The following is a 19945-nucleotide window of genomic DNA, read 5'->3' as shown; positions in this document are numbered from 1 at the left end:
CCCGGCCCCGGGGTATGACCCATGAGAGCCCTGCTCTCGCTGCGTGCGCTGGCAAGCGCCGCGCTTCCAACATTGCTCGCGGTCTGTGGAATGACGGCCGCTCCCACGTTCGCGCACGCCGCCATGGACGACATCGGCCGTGCCGCGCCCAGCGTGCACCGCCTGAAGCTCATCGTCGACCCCGCGCTGGCCGCCGACATCGGCGCAGCGGAAACAGGCCGCCGCCTCGCGCAATACGTGGCCGACGTCAACACGGTGTTCACGCGCGAGACGGTGCGCAGCTTCGTCTTCGATCCCGCCACCGACCTGCAACTGGTGCCGCCCGCGGCAGCGCCGCAGTGCGTCCACAACGGCCTGGTCAACGGCGAAGTGGTCGTGTGCATCGACAAGTCCACGCGCGGCTACAGCCACAGCGGCCTCTCGACCAGCTGGACCTTTCCGCAGAAGGGCGTGGCCTGGAACCTGAACTGGGTGGCCATCCACGACCCGCTGCGCCTCTCGCGCGCGCCCAGCCCCGGCGTGCCCGAATCGACCGAGAAGGACTACCTGGGCCGCCAGCTGAAGACGCTGCTGCACGAACTCGAGCATGTGTTCGGCGCCGGCGCGGGCGAGTACTACAACGGGATCGCCGTGACCGACACCACCGGCGTCGCGCCCATCGTCGACCTGGCCCTGGCCAATGAAGGCGACCGCTACTGGTGGACGCGCCAGGACTGGCGCCTCGACCCGCTGCTCGGCACGGTGTTCGAGCCGCGGCGAGACCCGGCCGCCAACCGCATCGCGACGCTGGAGATGATCCGCTTCACGCCCGGCACCAAGGCCAACATCGACACCGACTGGACCGACTGGCCCAAGCTCGGCAGCTCGAAGTTCATGGCCGGCACCACGGCCACGCAGGTCCGCGTGACCGACCGGGACACCGGCGCCGCCCTGCCCGGCGCGCTGGTGTCGGTGTGGCGCAACCCGGGCGCCGGCAAGCCGCTGGTGATGCTGGTGACGGGCGCGGCCGACGCATCGGGCCGCTTCGTGTTCGACTGGGAATGCGGCTTCAGCTGCTTCGCCGTCGGCAAGACCACGCTGCTGGTGAAGGCGCACGCGGCCAACCGCGCACCGGGCGCGAGCTGGTTCACCATCTTCGATGCCTTCGAGCAGAAGGCGGTCCAGGGCCGCGCGATGTTCTCCATCGACCTGGCGCTCGGCGGCATCGACCTGACGCCGCCCACCGTGTCGCTCGCCGCGCCGGCCACCGCCACGGTCGGCCAGCCCACGGTGATCGCACCTGCGGTGGTGGACAACGTGGGCGTGTGGGGCGTCAAGGTGGTGGGCAGCGACAGCTTTCCGATCTGCACCTTCACCGCGCCGCCCTACACGTGCAGCTGGACGCCCACGAGCGCGGGCATGCAGACGATCCGCGTCATCGGCATGGATGCGGCGGGCAACACCGCGCAGGCATCAGCCAACGTGCTGGTGCAGCCGCCTTCGATCGCCACGCCGCCGGCCATCGCACTGACGGCTCCGCCTGCCGCCGCCGCGAAGGCGCCTGCGCAACTCGAGGCCAACGCCTCGGGCAGCGTGGCGCGCCTGAGCTTCATCGTCGACGGCAAGACCGTGTGCAGCCTGCAGGCAGCGCCCTACTCCTGCAGCTGGACGCCTGCGGCCGCGGGCTACGCGAACATCGAGGCGCGCGCCGTGGATGCGGCAGGCAACACCGCCAGCGTGTCCGCGCTCACCCGCGTGACGCCCCAGCTTTCGGTTTCTTCAGCTCCGCCGGCTTCTCCGTCTTCTTCTTCACCGCTTTGAGTTCCTGCGGCGTCGGCGTGTTCGTGAAGCTGACGTTGCCCAGCCCGGTGCCGATGGTGAGGACGCCCCAGTGCTTCACGTCACGCATGAAGGGCAGTTCGCTCAGGCCTTGGACCACCGCGTCGTTGTGCATCAGCACCAGCATCGGATCGGCGCCAAGCGTGAGCATGCGCCGCCACACGGCCGTCGGCAGGTGGAAGGCATGGCTCTCCCAGTCGCCCGGCAGGTTCTGCGCGCCGCGCGCGATGGACCCATCGGGACGGATCAGCCCCGGGCAGCCGATGCCGATGAAGGGCGCGAGCCGGATCTGCTTGCGCTCGCTGTAACGCACCATGTCCATCAGCATGTCGGCGATGTGCTCGACCATCAGGCTGCGGTTGGGGCCTTCGTCGGCGTGGCGCCATTTCTCGCGGCGCACCACCTCCGCGCGCGAGAAGTCGCTGGCCTTGCGGAAGCGCGTCTTCACGATGCCGCAGCGCACGTTGGTGCCGCCGATGTCGACCGCCAGGATGGCGTCGTACTTGCGCAGCAAGGCGGGCGGCGTGAGGTGCACCCAGCCGATCAGCCCACCGTCGTCCACGTTGTGCGAGAGCCGGCCCATTTGAACGTGCAGGCCCTGCTCTTCCAGAATCGCGGCCGTCTGCAGCACCGCGCGCTCGCCCACGTCGCTTTCCGGGAAACCTCCACCGATGACGATGCGTTCGACCTTGTTCCATGAAGGCTGGCGCAGGAAGCGCTGGATCACCGAGGCCAGTTCCTCGGTGAACTCCTCGATCACGCCGTGCATCACGTCGCCGGCCTCCGAGGCCTTCTTGGCGCCGAGCACGCGGTCGAGTTCCTTCTTGCTCAGGTCGCGCGAATGCAGGTCGCCCAGCGGGTCCTTGCCCTTCTTGCGGCGCCGCTTGCGCCAGCGCTCGAGCAGTTCCCTGAACGCTGTCTGGCTGGCCTGGTCGCCGACGAAGCCGTCCTTGTCGCGCAGCTGAAGGCTGTAGCCCTCGACGTGCACACCGGGAAGATCGCGCAATCCGTGCACGTCGGTGCTGGGCAGGGAATCGGGCTGGTCGGTGCCGGGCATCGAGGCCTTGGGGGGAGAAGACTTCATGGAGCGATAGTGCGCCCGGCAGGCGGCCCGGCGCATCGGTTGCGCGCACGACGGCGTGTAGGAGATTGGCGGGTACGCCGAATGCCGCGTTGTCTTTAAACTGCCCGCGATGCATCACCTGCCCCGTCGCCTGTGGCGAATTGCCCTGCTGCTCTGCGTCGCATGGTTCGGCATGGCCCCGGCCGCGCAGGCCGCGGACGAGACCTTGCGCGTGGGCTCCAAACGCTTCACCGAGTCGTACATCCTGGCCGAGCTGCTGGCGCAGACGGCCGCGCCGCACACTGCGTCGCCGCCGGTCGTGCGGCAGGGGCTGGGCAACACCGCCATCGTGTACGAGGCGCTGCGCTCGGGCGCCATCGACCTCTATGCCGAATACACCGGCACCATCGCCCTCGAGATTCTCAAGGGTACGCCGGCCGACACGCGCGAGGCCATGAACGCGGCGCTCGCGCACCTTGGCCTGGGCGTGGCGATCCCGCTGGGCTTCAACGACGGCTATGCGCTCGCGGTGCGCGCGGCCGACGCCGACCGGCTGGGCCTGCGCACGCTGAGCGACCTGGCGAAGCACCCCGAACTCAAGCTGGGCCTGTCGAACGAATTCATCGGCCGCGCCGACGGCTGGAAGGGCCTGGCCGGGCGCTACGGCTTCACGCAGGCGCCCACCGGGCTCGACCACGGGCTGGCCTACGACGCGGTGGCCGCGAAGCAGATCGACGTGATCGACATCTACACCACCGACGCCAAGATCGACCACCTCGGGCTGCGCGTGCTGGAAGACGACAGGAAGTACTTTCCGCGCTACGACGCCGTCGTGCTCTACAGGCTCGACCTGCCCACGCGCCTGCCAAAGGCCTGGACCGCGCTGAAGACGCTCGAAGGCCGCATCGACGAGCACGCCATGATCGCGATGAACGCGCGCGCCGAACTGCAGAGCGTGCCTTTCGACGCGATCGCGCGCGACTTTCTCGCGAGCACCGGCAAGGACGCGAAGGCGCAACCCGGCGAAGAGCGCCGCGGCTTCATGGCGAAGCTGTTCGGACCCGACCTGTGGAAGCTCGCGCGCCAGCACCTGCTGCTGGTGGCGCTGTCGGTGGGCATCGCCATCCTCATCGGCGTGCCGATCGCGATCCTGGTGTTTCCGCACGTGCGGCTGCGCGCTGTCGTGCTGGGCATCGCGAGCCTGATGCAGACTGTGCCGTCGCTGGCGTTGCTGGCGGTGCTGATCTCGATGCTCGGCGCCATCGGCGCCCTGCCCGCGTTGATCGCGCTCACGCTGTACTCGCTGCTGCCGATCATGCGCAACACGGTCACGGGGTTGGCCGAGGTGCCGGCCGGCCTGCGGTTGGCCGGCACGGCGCTGGGCATGACGCCACCGCAGAGCCTGCAGCTGGTGCTGTTGCCGCTCGCATTGCCGACCTTGCTGGCAGGCGTGCGAACGGCCACGGCGATTGCCATCGGCACCGCCACCATCGCGGCCTTCATCGGCGCGGGCGGCTTCGGTGAGCGCATCGTGACGGGGCTGGCATTGAACGACCGCGAGCTTTTGATGGCGGGGGCGCTCCCGGCTGCTGCGTTGGCGCTGATCAGCGAAGGTGTGTTCGAGCTGATCGAGCTCCTGATGCGGCGCAGTCGCCGGGCGCCTTCGGCTTAGGTATTGGTTGGTCTGCGGCGCCGCTGTTTGTGAAGTCCTCGATCCGGGGGCCGTGGGCGTGCGCGCGGTGTGGTAACCCGGAGGCGTCCTCCGGACTGCGCGGCGATCGCGTGTCCGGGCGTACGCCGTCCGCCCATCGCGCGAGCGCGATGCGGTATAGGAGGCATGCACCGCTCGCGTTACTACACGCAGAAGACCCCAGGTAATGGCCAGATTGTTGATGCGGTCTCCATCAGCGAGCGGCCGGCGTCTGTCGAAGATCGAGCAGTGCCTGGTCACTGGGAAGGCGACTTGGTCTTCGGTAGCGGCAACGGCCAGATCGCGGCTCTGGTCGAGCGAACGACGCACTACCTGATGTTGGCGAAGGTGGCTGGCAAGGACACCGAGACGGTCGTCGATGCACTGATCAAGAATGCGCGAAAGCTGCCTCAGGAACTCTACAAGTCATTGACCTGGGATCGAGGCAAGGAGATGGCCGCGCACAGGCGTTTCACGATCTTCATGGACATTCAGGTCTTCTTCTGCGATCCGTAAAGCCCCTGGCAACGCGGAAGCAAACAAGCGGTTTCCCGGCCTTAGATCGTGCGGCGATCGAGGCGGCAGGGTGCGAACGCTACAACCACGGAACCGTCCATGGCGCGCCAAGCGCGATGTGGACAGAATTTCCTGTCGAATTCGTCCTCCGAGACTGACCGGCCGGCATCGGCCATCAGCCGCCAGTCGCAAGCGGCCGCTTTTGAGTTCTGTCCCAGGCTTCAGATGCTGCGCAGGCTGACCCGCGTGGACAGCGCCTCGGCGCTTTCGCGCCGCTCGCTGTAGCGGTCTACCAGGTAGCCCGCGCAGTCACGCGTCAGCAGCGTGAACTTCACCAGTTCTTCCATCACGTCCACCACGCGCTCGTAGTAGGGCGAGGGCTTCATGCGGCCGTCTTCCTCGAACTCGGCGAAGGCCTTGGCCACCGACGACTGGTTAGGGATGGTCAGCATGCGCATCCAGCGGCCCAGCACGCGCAGTTGGTTCACCGCGTTGAAGGACTGCGAGCCGCCAGACACCTCCATGACGGCCAGCGTCTTGCCCTGCGTGGGCCGCACCGATCCGACCGACAGCGGTATCCAGTCGATCTGCGACTTCATGATGCCGGTCATGGCCCCGTGCCGCTCGGGCGAGCACCACACCATGCCCTCGGACCACTGCGCCAGGTCGCGCAGCTCCTGCACTTTGGGATGGTCTTCGGGCGCACCATCGGGTTGCGGCAGGCCGCGTGGATCGAAGATGCGCGGCTCGGCGCCCATGGCCTGCAGAAGCCGCGCCGCTTCCTCGGTCACGAGCCGGCTGTACGAGCGCTCACGCACGGACCCATAGAGCAGCAGGATGCGCGGCGGATGGGTTGCGCGCTCGGCCGGCAGCAGCCGCGCCAGGTCGGGCTGGCGGAAGTGGTCGACGTCGATGTTGGGCAGTTCAGGGCTTTGCAATGCGGCCCCCCTTGTCGTCGATGACGGCCTCGCCGTCTTCCTTGGTGAAGGCGCCTCGCTGCGGCTGCGGCAGCAGGTCCAGCACGGCTTCCGAAGGCCGGCACAGCCGCGTGCCCAGCGGCGTGATGACGATGGGTCGGTTGATGAGGATGGGTTCCTGCAGCATGAAGTCGATCAACTGCGCGTCGGTCCATGAGTCACTGTCCAGGCCGAGTGCTTCGTAGGGCGTGCCCTTCTTGCGCAGCAGCGCGCGCGGCGTGATGCCCATGGCGGCGATCAGCCCTTGCAGCGTGGCCCGGTCGGGCGGCGTCTTCAGGTACTCGATGACCTGGGGTTCCTCGCCGCTGTTGCGGATCATCGCCAGCGTGTTGCGCGACGTGCCGCAGGCGGGGTTGTGGTAAATCGTGATGTCGCTCATGGTCGGTTCCTAGTTGGACGGTGTGCACGCTCAGGCCAGGCTGAGCCGCAGGGCCAGGGCCGCCAGCGTCACCAGCAGCACGGGCAGCGTCAGCACGATGCCTGCGCGGAAGTAGTAGCCCCAGGCGATGGTGGTCCCCTTCTTCTGGAGCACGTGCAGCCACAGCAGCGTGGCCAGGCTGCCGATGGGCGTGATCTTTGGGCCGAGGTCGCAGCCGATCACGTTGGCGTAGACCATGGCCTCTTTGACCACGCCGCTGGCCTGCGATGCGTCGATGGACAGCGCGCCGATGAGCACCGTGGGCATGTTGTTCATGACCGAGGACAGCAAGGCCGTGAGGACGCCCGTGCCCAGCGTCGCACCCCAGATGCCGCCCTGCGCGAACAGATCCAGCAGCGCGGCGATGCGGTCGGTCAGGCCGGAATTGCGCAAGCCGTAGACCACCAGATACATGCCCAGCGAGAAGACCACGATCTGCCAGGGCGCGCCGTGCAGCACCTTGCGTGTGCTGATGACGTGTCCCCGGGCCGCGACGGCCAGCAGCACCGCGGCGGCCACGGCCGCGACTGCGCTGACTGGCACGCCCAGCGGCTCCAGTCCGAAGAAGCCGACCAACAGCAGAACCAGCACCACCCAGCCCGCGCGGAAGGTGGCTGGCTCGCGGATAGCCTGGGCCGGCGTCTTGAGTTGGGCCAGGTCGTAGCGCGCCGGTACGCCCCGGCCGAAGTACAGCAGCAGCACCAGCAGGCTGGCCAGCACGGCGGCGATGTTGACCGGCACCATCACGGCCGCGTACTGGTTGAAGCCGATGCCGAAGAAGTCGGCCGACACGATGTTGACCAGGTTGGACACGACCAGCGGCAGGCTGGCCGTGTCGGCGATGAAGCCGGCGGCCATCACGAAGGCCAGCGTAGCGGCCGGCGAAAAGCCTAGTGCGACCAGCATCGCCATCACGATTGGCGTGAGGATCAGCGCCGCGCCATCGTTGGCGAACAGGGCCGCCGCGGCCGCGCCCAGCAGCACGATGAAAGCGAACAGCCGGCGGCCGTTGCCGCCGCCCCAGCGAGCCACGTGCAGCGCGGCCCATTCGAAGAAGCCGGCTTCGTCCAGCAGCAGGCTGATGATGATGACGGCCACGAACGTGGCGGTCGCGTTCCAGACGATGCCCCAAACCACGGCGATGTCGGCCAGGTGCACAACGCCGAAGACCAGGGCCAGCACGGCGCCGAGCGAAGCGCTCCAGCCGATGCCGAGGCCACGAGGTTGCCAGATGACCAGCACAAGTGTGAACAGGAAGATCAGGATGGCCGCGAGCATGGCGTGGGCCTTCTATGGGAAGAGGAGAACACGGCCCAGGCGGGCCGCGTGAGGGTCAGCAGCGGCAGGACGCTGCCGCATCAGTGGCCGAGCACGCCGCGCCTTCGCAGCAGTTCTCGGTGAGGTAGCCCAGCAACTCGGTCATCGTGGTGAAGGAAGCGCGGTAGACCAGGTTGCGACCCTGCCGCTCCTGCGTGACCAGACCGGCATGCGTCAACTCCTTGAGGTGGAAAGACAATGTGTTGCCGGCCACTCCCAGGTATTCGGCAAGCGCGCCCGGGGTGTGGCCTTCGGGGCCGGCGACGACCAGTGCGCGGAACAAGCGCAGGCGCAACGCTTGTGCCAGGGCAGCAAGGGATCGGACGGCGTCGATTTCTTCCATCATTCGACTATACAACGATTATTGAACTAATGATGGCAGCCCTGCACTCTCAGGCACGAGCGACAGGTTTGCGGAAAGCTGTTCAGAAATGCGGACGACTGCAACGGCCCGAAGCAGCTGTACGTCGTGCTCTGATACGGACCTTCCGCGAGCGTCCGCTTTCGAAAACCGCATATGTCGGCCACGGGCGCATCGCTGAAGTCAACCTGCCGCCAACAGAAATGTCGAAGGTTCTGAAGCGCTTCGTGATCAAAATCTCCTCTCGCTTTTTTGAGACACCGACCTTCGCCATGGATAAATTCTTTCTGCAACAGCAGGTGCTGCAACGGCTCGCCGAAGACCTGTTGCAAGCCGAACAGGCAGCGCGGGAAGCGCATGAAACGGCGACGCACGAAGAGAACATCGCCGAAAACAAGTACGACACATTGGGACTCGAAGCCGCCTACCTGGCCACCGGCCAATCTCGGCGCGCCGAAGCCATACGCGAGGCGATGGCCGATTGGCGCCGATTCCGCCCGCGTCCCTACGATGCCGGCAAAGGCATAGAGCTCGGTTCGCTGGTCAGCCTGGTTGATTCCGACGACCAGCAGCAACAAATCTTTCTCGGTCCGGCTGGGGGCAGCATGAAATTGGTCAGCGGCGATCTGCTTGTTCAGGTCATCAGCAGCGAAGCCCCTTTGGGCAGGGCCATGCTGGGCAAATGCGAGGGTGATGAGGTGTCGATACAGGGCGCTCCCATCCGGCAGCAGTTCGAGGTGCTGCGGGTTCTTTGAGCCGCAAGCAGGTTCACGGCAAATTGGCGAAGGTCAGCAAACGTGCAGACGTCTCGAACGTACCGGCTGGGTCGCAAGGCCGGCAATTCGCCGCAGCGGTTGATCCCCCGAACGCTGCAACCGCACTCCCAGTGCGCAAGGCGTCGGGTGCTTCCCGCAGCGAAATCAAGGAGGAGGCCGCAGGCCGGGGGACATTCGCGGAGGGAGCAGGTATGCGGCGGCCTGTGCACTCGCCCAGAAGCGTCCACAAAAAAGCCCCCAACCGGGGGCTTGAGAAAACAGCAGACCGAACGAATCAGGCCAGCGTATAGGCAGTCTTCACGGTAGTGAAGAACTCCTGCGCGTACTTGCCCTGCTCGCGCGGACCGTAGCTCGAACCCTTGCGGCCGCCGAACGGCACGTGATAGTCCACACCCGCCGTCGGCAGGTTGACCATCACCATGCCGGCCTGGCTGTGGCGCTTGAAGTGAGTGGCGTACTTCAGCGACGTGGTGGCGATGCCCGCGGACAAACCGAAGTCGGTGTCGTTGGCGGTGGCCAATGCTTCCTCGTAATTCTTCACGCGGATCACGCTCGCTACCGGGCCGAAGATCTCTTCCTTGTTGATGCGCATCGCGGCGGCCGATTCGCTGAAGAGGGCCGGCGACATGTAGTAGCCATCGGTCTCCAGCTTCAGCAGCTCGCCGCCGGCCGCGAGCGTTGCGCCCTCGCCCTTGCCGATGGCGATGTATTCCATGTCCTGATCGAGCTGCGACTTCGACGACACCGGCCCCACGTCGGTGCCCTGCGCCAGCGCGTCGCCCACCTTGATCTTCGCCATGCGTTCCTTCATGGCGGCGATGAACTTCGGGTAGATGCCTTCGGTGACGATCAGGCGGCTCGACGCGGTGCAGCGCTGGCCGGTGGAATAGAACGCGCTCTGCACGCTGAGCTCGACGGCCTGCGCGAGGTCGGCGTCATCCAGGATGATCTGCGGGTTCTTGCCGCCCATCTCGAGCTGCACCTTCTTGTGATTGGTCACGCACTGGATCGCGATGTTGCGGCCCACGCCCACCGAGCCGGTGAAGCTGATCGCATGGATGCCGGGGTGCTTGACCAGCGCGTCGCCGATCACGCTGCCGCGGCCCATCACCAGGTTGAACACGCCGGCCGGAATTCCCGAGCGGCTGATGATCTCGCTCAGCGCCCAGGCGCTGCCCGGCACCAGGTCGGCGGGCTTGAGCACCACGCAGTTGCCGAAGGCCAGCGCGGGCGCGATCTTCCACGCGGGAATGGCGATCGGGAAGTTCCACGGCGTGATGAGGCCCACCACGCCGACCGGCTCGCGCGTGATCTCCACGCCGATGTTCGGCCGCACCGACGGCAGCACCTCGCCCGACAGGCGCAGGCATTCGCCCGCGAAGAACTTGAAGATCTGGCCCGCGCGCGTGGCCTCGCCGATGCCTTCGGCCTTGGTCTTGCCTTCTTCGCGCGCCAGCAGCGTGCCCAGCTCTTCCTTGCGCGCGAGGATCTCGTTGCCGATCTTGTCGAGCGCGTCGGAGCGCGCCTGGATGCTGCCGGTGGCCCATGCGGGGAAGGCCGCGGTGGCAGCGGCCACGGCGGCCTCCACGTGCGATGCGTCGCCCTGCGTGTATTGGCCGAGCACGTCGGACAGGTTGCTCGGGTTGACGTTGGCGCTGTAGCTGGCGCCGGCACGCCATTCGCCGGCGATCAGGTTGTCGAAGTTCTGCATGTTGTGTTCCTTGCTGCTCGATGGAAAGAAAGAAGCCGGAGCGTGAGGGCTCCGGCCGCGGAAAGGGAAAAAACGGGAGTCTGAACCTTCAGCGGACCATGCACGGCTTCTTGTTGTCGAAGGTCCAGTTCGGGATCAGGTATTGCATCGCCTGCGCATCGTTGCGCGCGCCCAGGCCGTGCTTCAGGTACAGCTGGTGCGCCTTCTCGACTTCGTCCATGTCGAGCTCGACGCCCAGGCCGCCGCGCGTGGGCACCTTCACGAAGCCGCCCTCGATCTGCAGCGGCGCCTTCGTCAGGCGCTGGCCGTCCTGCCAGATCCAGTGCGTGTCGATGGCCGTGACCTTGCCGGGCGCGGCGGCGGCCACGTGCGTGAACATGGCCAGCGACACGTCGAAGTGGTTGTTCGAATGCGAACCCCAGGTCAGCCCCCAGGCCTGGCACAGCTGCGCCACGCGCACCGAGCCCTGCATCGTCCAGAAGTGCGGGTCGGCCAGCGGGATGTCGACCGACTGCAGCGACAGGCTGTGCACCATCTCGCGCCAGTCGGTGGCGACCATGTTGGTGGCGGTGGGCAGGCCGGTGGCGCGGCGAAACTCGGCCATGACCTCGCGGCCCGAGAACACGCCTTCGGCGCCGCAGGGGTCTTCGGCATACGCCATCACACCGTGCAGGTCGCGGCACAGGCGGATCGCGTCGGCCAGCAGCCAGCCGCCGTTGGGATCGAGGGTGACGCGGGCCTGCGGAAAGCGCTCGTGCAGCGCGCGGATCGCCTCGACCTCTTCCTCGCCGCGCAGCACGCCGCCCTTGAGCTTGAAGTCGGTGAAGCCGTAGCGCGCATGCGTGGCCTCGGCCAGGCGCACGATGGCTTCGGGCGTCATGGCTTCTTCATGGCGAAGGCGGAACCAGTCGTTGCCGGCCTCCGGGTCGCTCTCGTACGGCAGGTCGGTCTTGTTGCGGTCGCCCACATAGAAGAGGTAGCCGAGCATCTGCACGGCGTCGCGCTGCTGGCCCTCGCCGAGCAGGGCCGCCACGGGCACTTCGAGGAACTGGCCCAGCAGGTCGAGCAGCGCAGCCTCGACGGCGGTGACTGCGTGGATGGTCACGCGCAGGTCGAAGGTCTGCAGGCCGCGCCCTCCGCTGTCGCGCCCGGCGAAGGCGTTGCGCATGCTGTTGAGGATCGCGTTGTGGCGGCCGATGGGCTGGCCGACGATGAGGTCGCGCGCGTCTTCCAGCGTCTGGCGGATCTTCTCGCCGCCGGGCACTTCGCCCACGCCGGTGCGGCCGGCGCTGTCGGTGAGGATCAGCAGGTTGCGCGTGAAGAACGGGCCGTGCGCGCCGCTCAGGTTCATCAGCATGCTGTCGTGGCCCGCGACCGGGACCACGCGCATGCCGGTGACCACCGGCGCGCCGGAGATGGGGGATGCAGCGTTTGAAGATGTCATTTCAATCAATCAGTCAATCAATCCAGAAACCGACCGGCCCCCTTCGGGAAACACCGTGGAACCGGCTTTGCCGGGCCACAGGTGTTGCCCCCGGCGAGGGGGAAGGAGAAGCGACACGAAGTGCGCGAAGCCTGGGGGAGTGCACTAATCCGCCGTGATGCGACGGGTTTCGATCAGCGTCTTCCATCGCGCCCATTCGCGCAACTGGAAGGCGGTGAATTCCTCGGGCGTGCTTGCAACGATCTCCAGGCCCTGGTCGAGCATGCGCTTCTTCGTCTCGGGGTCCTGCATCGCGGCCACGACCGCCTCGCCCAGCTTGCTCCGGACGGCGGGCGGCAAGCCCTTCGGCGCGGCCATGCCCTGCCACGAGTAGACCTCCGCGCCCCTCACGCCGGCTTCCGCCAGCGTGGGCACGTCGGGGAGCACCGGAGATCGCTTGTCGCCTGTGACGGCAATGGCGCGCAGCTTGCCCGCGCGGATGTGCGGCAGCACGGCATTCACGTTCTGGAACGAGAAGTCGACCTGGTTGCCCAGCAGGTCGTTGACGGCCGGCGCACCGCCCTTGAAGGGCACGTGCACGCCCTCGGTCTTCGTCTGCTGCCAGAACAGCTCGGCCGACAGGTGGTCGGACGAGCCGTTGCCGGAACTCGCGAACGACACCTTGCCCGGCGTCTTGCGCAGCAGCGCCAGCACGTCGGCCACCGTGCGCTCCGGACGCGCCACGTTGGCGACGAGCACGTTGGGAGCCTGCACCGGCACGCTGATGTAGTCGAAGTCCTTGGTCGCGTCGTACGGCACGCTCTTCTGCATGTGCGGCGTGACGACGAAGGCGCCGAGCGAAGACACGAGCAGCGTGTAGCCGTCGGGCGCCGCGCGCTTCACCTGGCCGGTGCCGATGGTGCCGGTGGCACCGGGCCTGTTGTCGACCACGAAGCTGCCGCCGAGCCTTGCCTGCAGCTGCAGTGCCAGGGCGCGCGCCACCATGTCGGTGGAGCCGCCGGCCGGGAACGGCACGATGATGGTCACCGGCTTCTGCTGCGGCCACGCATCGGCTTGCGCCGAGGCCTGAAGCGGCAGCATCGCGGTAGCGGCGAGCGCGAGGCTCGCCGCGAGAAGCACTCGTTTTTTCATACGCACATCCGATGTTCGGCCGGCCTCGCACGCCTGCGGTTTTCTTCGCGAAACACCGCGGAACCGGCTTTGCCGGGCCGCAGGCGTTGCACCCTGCGAGGGGGTTGGCGAAGCGACACGCAGTGCGTGAAGCCTGGGGGGAGTATCAGGACGTCCTTACCGCCTGGCGGGCCAGCAGCTTCCAGTTGCCGCCCTGCTTCTGCCAGACGCCGAGGATCTTCAGCGCGACCTTGCCGGGCTTGCCCGAGTCGTTGGTGTCGGCCGCCAGCGAGTGGCGCACGATGGCGGTGTTGGCGTCGACCACCTTGACGGTCTGGTCGGTGATGACGATGGTCACAAAGTCGGACTTGCCGTCCATGAGGTCGGCGATGAAGCTGGCCTTGGTGTCCACCTTGCCGCCCGAATGGCCGTAGCTCAGGTCGTCGGCCACCAGCGCGCCGAGCGAAGCGGCGGTGGGGTCGATCATGGCGATGCGCAGGCGCTCGGCCGCGGCGGCCACGTCGGCCTGTGCCGATGCGCCGCCGCCCGCGGGCACCATGGCGCAGCCGGTGAACATCGCGGCTGCGGCGGCCATGAGGAAGAACTTCTTGATGAGCATGTCGTCTTGTCTCCGTTGTGGTGTTGTCGTCTGGTGGCGCCGGCCGCTTACTGCGGGCCGAGCGCGTCGATCAGCGCCTTGAGCTGTTCCATCTCGGCGGGCTTCAGGTCGGTGAGCGGTGCGCGCACGGGGCCGGCGTCGTGGCCGACGATCCTGGCGCCGGCCTTGACGATGCTCACGGCGTAGCCCGGCACGCGGTTGCGCAGTTCGAGGTAGGGCATGAAGAAGTTCTTCAGCAGGTGGTGCTGCGTCTTCAGGTCGTCGGCGGCGACGGCCTTGTAGAAGTCCATCGCGGTCTTCGGGATGAAGTTGAAGACGGCGGACGAATACACCGGCGTGCCCATCGCCTTGTAGGCGGCGGCGTAGACCTCGGCCGTGGGCAGGCCGCCCAGGTAGGCGAAGCGGTCGCCCATGCGCTGGTAGATGGCGACCATGGCCTCGATGTCGCCGATGCCGTCCTTGAAGCCCACCAGGTTGGGGTTGCGTTCGGCCAGGCCGGCCAGGGTTTCGGGCTTGAGGCGGCTGGTTGCGCGGTTGTAGACGATCACGCCGAACTTCACGCTCTTGCACACGGCTTCCACGTGCGCGGCCAGGCCTTCCTGGCCGGCTTCGGTGAGGTAGTGCGGCAGCAGCAGGATGCCGTGCGCACCGGCCTTCTCGGCGGCTTGCGCGCACTGGATGGCGAAGCGCGTGGGACCGCCGGCGCCCGCGATGATCGGCACCACGCCACGGCAGGTATCGACCGCCGTCTTGATGATCTCCGGGTACTCCTCGCCGGTCAGCGAGAAGAACTCGCCGGTGCCGCCGGCGGCGAACAGCGCGCTCGCGCCGTAGGGTGCGAGCCACTCGAGGCGTTCGATGTAGCCCTTCTTGTTGAAATCGCCGTTGCTGTCGAAGTCGGTCAGCGGGAACGAGAGCAGGCCGGAGCCCATGATGGTCTTGAGTTCTTGCGGGTTCATGGGGATGAGTCCAGTGAAGATTTGAGAGAAAAGAAAAAGGGGTTCGGGACGGCGGCTCAGTCGAGCTTGACGTTGGATTCCTTGATGACCTGTGCCCAGCGCGCGCGCTCCTTGGCGAAGAACTGGTCCTGCTCGGCAGCGGTCATGGTCACGACCTCGGCGCCCTGGCCGGCGAGGCGGGCGCGGATGTCGGCGGTGCGGATGATGCGCACCAGCTCGCGGTTCACGCGGGCGATCACGGCGTCGGGCACGCCGCGCGCGGCGACCACGCCCTGCCACGTACCCGACTCGTAGCCGGGCGCGCCCTGCTCCGCGATGGTCGGCACGCTGCCGATGAGCGGCATGCGGGTTGCCTTGGACACGGCGATCAGCTTCAGCTTGCCGGCCTGCACCTGCGGATAGGTGGCGAGCATGCCGTTCATGAGCACCTGGGTCTGGCCTGCGACGGTATCGAGCACGGCCTGCACGCCGCCCTTGTAGGGCACGTATTCCCACTTGGCGCCGATCTTGCGCTGCAGCTCGATGCCGGCGAGGTGCGCGGTGCTGCCGCTGGCGGTCACCGCGAAATTGAGATCGCTCTTCTTCGACAGCTCGACCAGCTCCTTCAGCGTGTTGGCCTGCACCGAGGGATGCACCACCAGCAGGTGCGGCGAGTAGGCCAGCATCGCGACGCTGCGAAGGTCCTTCGACGGATCGAACGGCAGCTTGGGATAGAGCGAAGGGCTGATGGCCAGCGCGCCCAGGTCGCACAGCATGAAGGTGTAGCCGTCGGCCGGCGCCTTGGCCAGCAGATCGGCGCCGAGGTTGCCGTTGGCACCCGCGCGGTTGTCGATGATGACCGGTTGGCCCAGCGCTTCGGACAACGGCTGGCTGATGGCCCGCGCGATGATGTCCGACGAGCCGCCCGCGGGGTACGGAACGATGATCTTGATCGGCTTCGAGGGCCAGTTGCCGGCCGCGCCCTGCGCCAGCGCGCGCACCGGCAATGTTGCGGCCAGGGTCGTGGCCAGTGCGGCGCCGAGTGCGCCGCGTCGGTTGATGGTCATGCTGCCTCCAGTTGTTCGATGATCGTCATGCCCTCGCGACGGGACCACCGCACGAGTTATCAGTCATCGTACAACTCAAAAAACAACTTGTCCAGCCGGGGCGACCCGGATCACGCAAGAAAAGTCAGCGCTGGGGAGTGTTGTCGGGCGACGAGGCTGCAGGCGCGCCCTGCCCGCCGGCGGCAGCGTCGGCCTTCGCCTTCTGCTGTGCGGCTTCCTGCGCCATGCGAAGCCGCTCGCGGCTGTTGGTCAGGTGGATGCGCATGGCGGCCCGCGCCGACTCCGGGTCGCGACGCGCGATGGCTGCATAGATCTCTTCGTGCTCGCGGTTCACGCGGCTCAGGTACGGCGCCCCGCCGCCCTCATGGTTGCGGATGGCGCTGATGCGCGTGCGCGGGATGAGCGTGGTGCCCAGGTGCCGCATGATGTCCGCGAAATACGGGTTGCCGGTGGACTGCGCGATCTGCAGGTGGAACCGGAAATCAGGACCGACCGTATCGCCCGCAACAGTCACGTTCTTCTCGAAGTCGTCGAGCGCGTGGCGCATTGCAACCAGTTGCTCGTCGGTGCGGCGGCTCGCGGCCAGACCCGCGGATTCGGTCTCGAGGCTGATGCGCAGCTCGAGAACGGCCAGCACGTCGACGGACGCGGCGATCTCGCCCGGATCGAGTCGGAACACCCCGCTCGCGCGCGGCTGCAGCACGAAGGTGCCCACGCCGTGCAGCGTCTCGACCAGCCCGCCGGCCTGCAGCTTCGACAGCGCCTCGCGCACCACGGTGCGGCTCACGCCATAGGCCTGCATGATGGCCGACTCGGTCGGCAGCTTGTCGCCGGGCCGCAGCGACTGGTTGCGGATCTTCTCACCCAGGTCTTCCACCAGCCCGTGCGCCAGGCCGCGCGCTCGCTGGCGCGGGCGCCCCACGAAGGCACCGCCGCCCGCAGCAGCTTCTGCCGGGGCTTCTGATACCAAGGGATTACCCGCAATCGACTGAACCATGGTCACGATGATAATCCCCAAACTAGTTGTACGACAACAGATAACTTATCACTCAAAACCGCTGGAAGCCGCGCCACCAGGTGACTTTCGCCTCTGAAGAGGCACCGAGCTCCCGCACGGCACTCTCATGAAGTATTCCCTCGACTTCGCTCCGTTGGCATCGTACTGGCCCGTTTTCGTGAACGGTGCCTGGCTGACGCTCAAGATGACCGCGCTGGCCGTGCTGATCGGCGTGTGCGTCGGCACGCTGGTGGCCTTCGCCAAGCGCAGCAACATCCGGCCGCTCTCGCGCGCCTGCACCATCTACATCGAGATCGTGCGCAACACGCCGTTCCTGGTGCAGATCTTCCTGCTGTACTTCGGCCTCGCCAGCTTCGGCGTGCGCATGCCGACCTTCGCGGCCGCCGTGCTCGCGATGGTCATCAACATCGCGGCCTATGCCGCGGAAATCATCCGCGCCGGCCTCGAGTCGGTGCCGCGCGGGCAGATCGAGGCCGCCGAGTGCCTGGGCCTCTCGAAGTGGCGCATCGGGTGGCACGTGATGCTGCAGCCGTCCATCGAGAACGTGTACCCCGCCCTCACGAGCCAGTTCCTGCTGATGATGCAGGCCTCGGCCATGGCCTCGCAGATCTCCGCCGAGGAACTCACCGCCATCGCCAACACGGTGCAGTCGGACACCTTCCGCTCGCTCGAAACCTACATCGTGGTCGCGGCGCTGTACCTCGTGCTGTCGCTGTTCATCAAGCTGGTGACGTGGGCGCTGGGCGAGTACATGTTCCGCCGCCGCCGCGTCATCCGCCGCGCCGCCGCGGCGGCCGGCAAGGTGCAGCCGGGCACGGGTGCCGACGCCTCGGCCGCCACCGTTGCCGTTCACGGGAGCGCCGCATGAGCATCGGCCACTTCACATTCACGCACCTGATGTACCTGGTGCAGTCGATCGGCTGGACGCTGCTGCTCTCGGCCGTCGCCTTCGTGCTGGGTGCCATCGGCGGCTTCGGGCTGATGCTCGCGCGCATCTCGCCGCGGTCGTGGCTGCGCTGGTTCGCGGTGGTCTACATCGAGTGCATCCAGGGCATCCCGCTGCTGATCCTGCTGTTCATCGTGTACTTCGGCCTGTCGGTGTACGGCCTGTCGCTGCCCTCGCTGGTGGCGGCGGGCATCGCGATGATGATCTACGTCAGCGCCTACCTCGGCGACATCTGGCGCGGCTGCATCGAGGCCATGCCCAAGCCGCAATGGGAAGCCTCCGAGTGCCTGGCCTTCTCGCGCTGGCAGACGCTGCGGCTGGTGATCATCCCGCAGGCCGTGCGCCTGTCGCTGCCGCCCACGGTCGGCTTCCTGGTGCAGATCATCAAGATGACTTCGCTGGCTTCGGTGATCGGCTTCGTCGAGCTCACGCGAGCCGGCCAGATCATCAACAACACCATCTTCCAGCCCTTCCTGGTCTTCTTCCTGGTCGGTGCTTTCTATTTCGCCCTGTGCTATCCGCTGTCGCGTTGGAGCGAAGCGATGGAGAACAAACTCAATGTCGCCAATCGTTAAGCTGGACCACGTCTACAAGAGCTTCGGAGCCAACCAGGTCCTGAAGGGCGTTTCGTTCGAAGTCGCCAAGGGCGAGATGATCGCGATCATCGGCGCCAGCGGCTCGGGCAAGAGCACCGCGCTGCGCTGCATCGACCGGCTCGAGGTGATCGACAAGGGCACCATCGAGGTCTGCGGCATCCGCGTCGACAGCCCCCAGGTCGATCTGAAGCAGCTGCGGCTCGAAGTGGGCATCGTGTTCCAGAGCTACAACCTGTTCCCCCACCTCACGGTGCAGGAGAACATCATGCTGGCGCTGCGCCACGTGAAGAAGCAGTCGCGCGGCGAAGCGGCCGAAGTGGCCGTGCGCGTGCTCGACCAGGTCGGCCTGAAGGCCAAGGCCGACGCCTACCCCGAGCAGCTCTCGGGCGGCCAGCAGCAGCGCGTGGCCATTGCGCGATCGCTCGCGATGTCGCCCAAGGTCATGCTGTTCGACGAGGTCACCTCCGCGCTCGACCCCCAGCTCACCGGCGAAGTGCTGCGCGTGATGGAAGACCTGGCAGCCGGCGGCATGACCATGCTGCTGGTCACGCACGAGATGGCCTTCGCCAAGCGCGTGGCCGACCGGATCATCTACATGCACCAGGGCACCGTGTGGGAGACCGGCCCCGGCGAGATGCTCGACGCGCCCAAGACGCAGGAGCTGCGCACCTTCCTGAACAACGGGCTGTAGGCAGGCAGCCCGGGTCCCCTCACCTGCAATTCCTCCCATACCAACTTACACCAGGAGATATTCATGAAACTCGGCAACCTCTTCACCCGCACGTGCATCGCACTGGCCCTCGCAGGCGGCCTTGCACACGCCGCGCTGGCCGACCAGCTCGACGACATCAAGAAGGCCGGCAAGGTGCGCGTGGCCATCGCCATGGGCACGCCCCTGTTCTCGTTCGCCGACGCCAACCTGCAACCGACCGGCTCCGACGTGGACACCGCCACGCAGCTGGCCAAGGACCTGGGCGTGAAGCTGGAGATCGTGTCGATCACCAACGCCGCCCGCGTGCCCACGCTGCAGGCCCAGCGCGCCGACCTGGTCATTGCCGACCTCTCGATCACGCCCGAGCGCGAGAAGGTCGTCGACTTCTCCGTGCCCTACGCGGTCATCAGCATCATCGTGGGCGGCCCCAAGAGCATCAAGGTGGCCGACTACGCCGACCTGAACGGCAAGCGCATCGGCCTCACGCGCGCCACCGTGAACGACACGCTCACCACGCAGCAGGCCAAGGGCGCCGAGATCGTGCGCTACGAGGACGACGCCACGCTGATCACCTCGATGGTCACGGGCCAGATCGACCTGTTCTCCAGCACGCCGTCGAACCTCAGCGAAATGATCAAGCAGGCCCCGGCCAAGAACCTGGAACTCAAGTTCTCGCAGAAGGACTTCGACCTCGGCATCGCGCTGAACAAGGAGCAGCCCAAGCTCAAGGAATGGGTCAACAACTGGGTGGTCACGAACCAGAAGAACGGCAAGCTGAACGCCATCTACAAGAAGTACCACGGGCGCGACCTGCCCGAGCGCATCACGAAGCTTTGAACGCCCCCAGG

19 protein-coding genes and 1 pseudogene are annotated in these 19945 nt (G+C 66.9%); 8 read left to right on the top strand and 12 right to left on the bottom strand.

Annotated elements, in window-relative coordinates; all coding sequences use genetic code 11:
- Nucleotides 1-21: 21 nt before the first annotated feature.
- The gene (locus AACL56_RS11915; RefSeq protein WP_339090036.1) at nucleotides 22-1800 is read left to right on the top strand and encodes an Ig-like domain-containing protein; all 1779 of its coding nucleotides are present in this window, start codon (nucleotides 22-24) and stop codon (nucleotides 1798-1800) included.
- Here the strand turns inward: AACL56_RS11915 and AACL56_RS11910 are convergent.
- A complete protein-coding gene (locus tag AACL56_RS11910) occupies nucleotides 1727-2902 on the bottom strand; it encodes an ROK family protein (RefSeq protein ID WP_339090035.1) in 1176 nt (391 codons plus the stop codon). The two genes, AACL56_RS11915 and AACL56_RS11910, sit on opposite strands and share 74 nt — an antisense overlap.
- Before the next feature lie 109 nt (nucleotides 2903-3011).
- On the opposite strand from AACL56_RS11910, the gene AACL56_RS11905 reads away from it, so the two are divergent.
- Both AACL56_RS11905 and AACL56_RS11900 read left to right on the top strand, forming a co-directional pair.
- Complete coding sequence (locus tag AACL56_RS11905; RefSeq protein WP_339090034.1) at nucleotides 3012-4553, top strand: glycine betaine ABC transporter substrate-binding protein; 1542 nt, start codon at nucleotides 3012-3014, stop codon at nucleotides 4551-4553.
- A gap of 165 nt (nucleotides 4554-4718) precedes the next feature.
- Nucleotides 4719-5084: pseudogene (locus AACL56_RS11900) on the top strand (IS30 family transposase); the annotation flags it as partial.
- Between the two features lie 224 nt (nucleotides 5085-5308).
- Here the strand turns inward: AACL56_RS11900 and arsH are convergent.
- The 4 genes from arsH to AACL56_RS11880 are packed head-to-tail and all read right to left on the bottom strand — an operon-like array spanning nucleotide 5309 to nucleotide 8142.
- Nucleotides 5309-6025 (bottom strand): arsenical resistance protein ArsH, encoded by a 717-nt coding sequence (arsH, locus tag AACL56_RS11895; RefSeq protein WP_339090033.1) that lies wholly within the window; start codon nucleotides 6023-6025, stop codon nucleotides 5309-5311.
- On the bottom strand, nucleotides 6012-6443 hold the full coding sequence (arsC, locus tag AACL56_RS11890) for an arsenate reductase (glutaredoxin) (protein ID WP_339090032.1): 432 nt from the start codon (nucleotides 6441-6443) through the stop codon (nucleotides 6012-6014). Before arsC ends, arsH begins: the two co-directional genes overlap by 14 nt.
- A gap of 30 nt (nucleotides 6444-6473) precedes the next feature.
- Nucleotides 6474-7760 carry an arsenic transporter gene (locus AACL56_RS11885; RefSeq protein WP_339090031.1) on the bottom strand — a complete coding sequence of 429 codons (1287 nt, stop codon included), beginning with the start codon at nucleotides 7758-7760 and terminating at the stop codon, nucleotides 6474-6476.
- 55 nt (nucleotides 7761-7815) lie between these two features.
- The gene (locus AACL56_RS11880) at nucleotides 7816-8142 is read right to left on the bottom strand and encodes a helix-turn-helix domain-containing protein (protein ID WP_339090030.1); all 327 of its coding nucleotides are present in this window, start codon (nucleotides 8140-8142) and stop codon (nucleotides 7816-7818) included.
- A 290-nt stretch (nucleotides 8143-8432) separates the two neighbouring features.
- Here AACL56_RS11880 and AACL56_RS11875 point away from each other — a divergent pair, with 290 nt between their 5' ends.
- Nucleotides 8433-8915 carry a GreA/GreB family elongation factor gene (locus tag AACL56_RS11875; RefSeq protein WP_339092856.1) on the top strand — a complete coding sequence of 161 codons (483 nt, stop codon included), beginning with the start codon at nucleotides 8433-8435 and terminating at the stop codon, nucleotides 8913-8915.
- Between the two features lie 295 nt (nucleotides 8916-9210).
- Here the strand turns inward: AACL56_RS11875 and AACL56_RS11870 are convergent, their stop codons facing one another.
- The 7 genes from AACL56_RS11870 to AACL56_RS11840 form a co-directional block, all read right to left on the bottom strand.
- Complete coding sequence (locus AACL56_RS11870; RefSeq protein ID WP_339090029.1) at nucleotides 9211-10647, bottom strand: aldehyde dehydrogenase family protein; 1437 nt, start codon at nucleotides 10645-10647, stop codon at nucleotides 9211-9213.
- Nucleotides 10648-10735: 88 nt separating this feature from the next.
- Nucleotides 10736-12091, bottom strand: a complete 1356-nt coding sequence (gudD, locus tag AACL56_RS11865; protein WP_339090028.1) for a glucarate dehydratase — start codon at nucleotides 12089-12091, stop codon at nucleotides 10736-10738.
- Nucleotides 12092-12235: 144 nt separating this feature from the next.
- The gene (locus AACL56_RS11860; protein ID WP_339090027.1) at nucleotides 12236-13222 is read right to left on the bottom strand and encodes a Bug family tripartite tricarboxylate transporter substrate binding protein; all 987 of its coding nucleotides are present in this window, start codon (nucleotides 13220-13222) and stop codon (nucleotides 12236-12238) included.
- A gap of 145 nt (nucleotides 13223-13367) precedes the next feature.
- Nucleotides 13368-13820, bottom strand: coding sequence for a nuclear transport factor 2 family protein (locus AACL56_RS11855; RefSeq protein WP_339090026.1), 453 nt, complete (start codon nucleotides 13818-13820; stop codon nucleotides 13368-13370).
- 47 nt (nucleotides 13821-13867) lie between these two features.
- Nucleotides 13868-14779: a 5-dehydro-4-deoxyglucarate dehydratase gene (kdgD, locus tag AACL56_RS11850; RefSeq protein WP_339090025.1), complete on the bottom strand. Its 912-nt coding sequence runs from the start codon at nucleotides 14777-14779 to the stop codon at nucleotides 13868-13870.
- 56 nt (nucleotides 14780-14835) lie between these two features.
- Nucleotides 14836-15825, bottom strand: a complete 990-nt coding sequence (locus AACL56_RS11845; protein WP_339090024.1) for a Bug family tripartite tricarboxylate transporter substrate binding protein — start codon at nucleotides 15823-15825, stop codon at nucleotides 14836-14838.
- Nucleotides 15826-15949: 124 nt separating this feature from the next.
- Nucleotides 15950-16822, bottom strand: coding sequence for a FadR/GntR family transcriptional regulator (locus tag AACL56_RS11840; RefSeq protein ID WP_339090023.1), 873 nt, complete (start codon nucleotides 16820-16822; stop codon nucleotides 15950-15952).
- Nucleotides 16823-16949: 127 nt separating this feature from the next.
- Here AACL56_RS11840 and AACL56_RS11835 point away from each other — a divergent pair, with 127 nt between their 5' ends.
- From AACL56_RS11835 to AACL56_RS11820, 4 genes are all read left to right on the top strand, one after another.
- Entirely contained in the window at nucleotides 16950-17711 is a 762-nt protein-coding gene (locus tag AACL56_RS11835) for an amino acid ABC transporter permease (protein WP_339090022.1), read from the top strand.
- Entirely contained in the window at nucleotides 17708-18364 is a 657-nt protein-coding gene (locus AACL56_RS11830; RefSeq protein WP_339090021.1) for an amino acid ABC transporter permease, read from the top strand. Before AACL56_RS11835 ends, AACL56_RS11830 begins: the two co-directional genes overlap by 4 nt.
- Nucleotides 18348-19076 carry an amino acid ABC transporter ATP-binding protein gene (locus tag AACL56_RS11825; RefSeq protein ID WP_339090020.1) on the top strand — a complete coding sequence of 243 codons (729 nt, stop codon included), beginning with the start codon at nucleotides 18348-18350 and terminating at the stop codon, nucleotides 19074-19076. The genes AACL56_RS11830 and AACL56_RS11825 overlap by 17 nt, the downstream gene beginning before the upstream one ends.
- A 63-nt stretch (nucleotides 19077-19139) precedes the next feature.
- Nucleotides 19140-19934, top strand: coding sequence for a transporter substrate-binding domain-containing protein (locus AACL56_RS11820; protein WP_339090019.1), 795 nt, complete (start codon nucleotides 19140-19142; stop codon nucleotides 19932-19934).
- Nucleotides 19935-19945: the final 11 nt, after the last annotated feature.

This window comes from Variovorax paradoxus, assembly GCF_902712855.1.
In the GTDB taxonomy this organism is placed as follows: domain Bacteria; phylum Pseudomonadota; class Gammaproteobacteria; order Burkholderiales; family Burkholderiaceae_C; genus Variovorax; species Variovorax paradoxus_Q.
The sequence above is the reverse complement of the archived record's forward strand: the minus strand, read 5'-3'. Positions and strand labels throughout refer to the sequence as shown.

Excerpts from the sequence above, each read along its gene's own strand:
- AACL56_RS11825 (WP_339090020.1), top strand. The coding sequence starts at position 18,348 with ATGTCGCCAATCGTTAAGCTGGACCACGTCTACAAGAGCTTCGGAGCC.
- AACL56_RS11835 (WP_339090022.1), top strand. The coding sequence starts at position 16,950 with ATGAAGTATTCCCTCGACTTCGCTCCGTTGGCATCGTACTGGCCCGTT.
- AACL56_RS11905 (WP_339090034.1), top strand. The coding sequence starts at position 3,012 with ATGCATCACCTGCCCCGTCGCCTGTGGCGAATTGCCCTGCTGCTCTGC.
- AACL56_RS11915 (WP_339090036.1), top strand. The coding sequence starts at position 22 with ATGAGAGCCCTGCTCTCGCTGCGTGCGCTGGCAAGCGCCGCGCTTCCA.
- AACL56_RS11880 (WP_339090030.1), bottom strand. The coding sequence starts at position 8,142 with ATGGAAGAAATCGACGCCGTCCGATCCCTTGCTGCCCTGGCACAAGCG.
- AACL56_RS11830 (WP_339090021.1), top strand. The coding sequence starts at position 17,708 with ATGAGCATCGGCCACTTCACATTCACGCACCTGATGTACCTGGTGCAG.
- AACL56_RS11885 (WP_339090031.1), bottom strand. The coding sequence starts at position 7,760 with ATGCTCGCGGCCATCCTGATCTTCCTGTTCACACTTGTGCTGGTCATC.
- kdgD (WP_339090025.1), bottom strand. The coding sequence starts at position 14,779 with ATGAACCCGCAAGAACTCAAGACCATCATGGGCTCCGGCCTGCTCTCG.
- AACL56_RS11875 (WP_339092856.1), top strand. The coding sequence starts at position 8,433 with ATGGATAAATTCTTTCTGCAACAGCAGGTGCTGCAACGGCTCGCCGAA.
- AACL56_RS11870 (WP_339090029.1), bottom strand. The coding sequence starts at position 10,647 with ATGCAGAACTTCGACAACCTGATCGCCGGCGAATGGCGTGCCGGCGCC.
- gudD (WP_339090028.1), bottom strand. The coding sequence starts at position 12,091 with ATGACATCTTCAAACGCTGCATCCCCCATCTCCGGCGCGCCGGTGGTC.
- AACL56_RS11845 (WP_339090024.1), bottom strand. The coding sequence starts at position 15,825 with ATGACCATCAACCGACGCGGCGCACTCGGCGCCGCACTGGCCACGACC.
- AACL56_RS11840 (WP_339090023.1), bottom strand. The coding sequence starts at position 16,822 with ATGGTTCAGTCGATTGCGGGTAATCCCTTGGTATCAGAAGCCCCGGCA.
- AACL56_RS11855 (WP_339090026.1), bottom strand. The coding sequence starts at position 13,820 with ATGCTCATCAAGAAGTTCTTCCTCATGGCCGCCGCAGCCGCGATGTTC.
- AACL56_RS11860 (WP_339090027.1), bottom strand. The coding sequence starts at position 13,222 with ATGAAAAAACGAGTGCTTCTCGCGGCGAGCCTCGCGCTCGCCGCTACC.
- AACL56_RS11820 (WP_339090019.1), top strand. The coding sequence starts at position 19,140 with ATGAAACTCGGCAACCTCTTCACCCGCACGTGCATCGCACTGGCCCTC.
- AACL56_RS11910 (WP_339090035.1), bottom strand. The coding sequence starts at position 2,902 with ATGAAGTCTTCTCCCCCCAAGGCCTCGATGCCCGGCACCGACCAGCCC.
- arsC (WP_339090032.1), bottom strand. The coding sequence starts at position 6,443 with ATGAGCGACATCACGATTTACCACAACCCCGCCTGCGGCACGTCGCGC.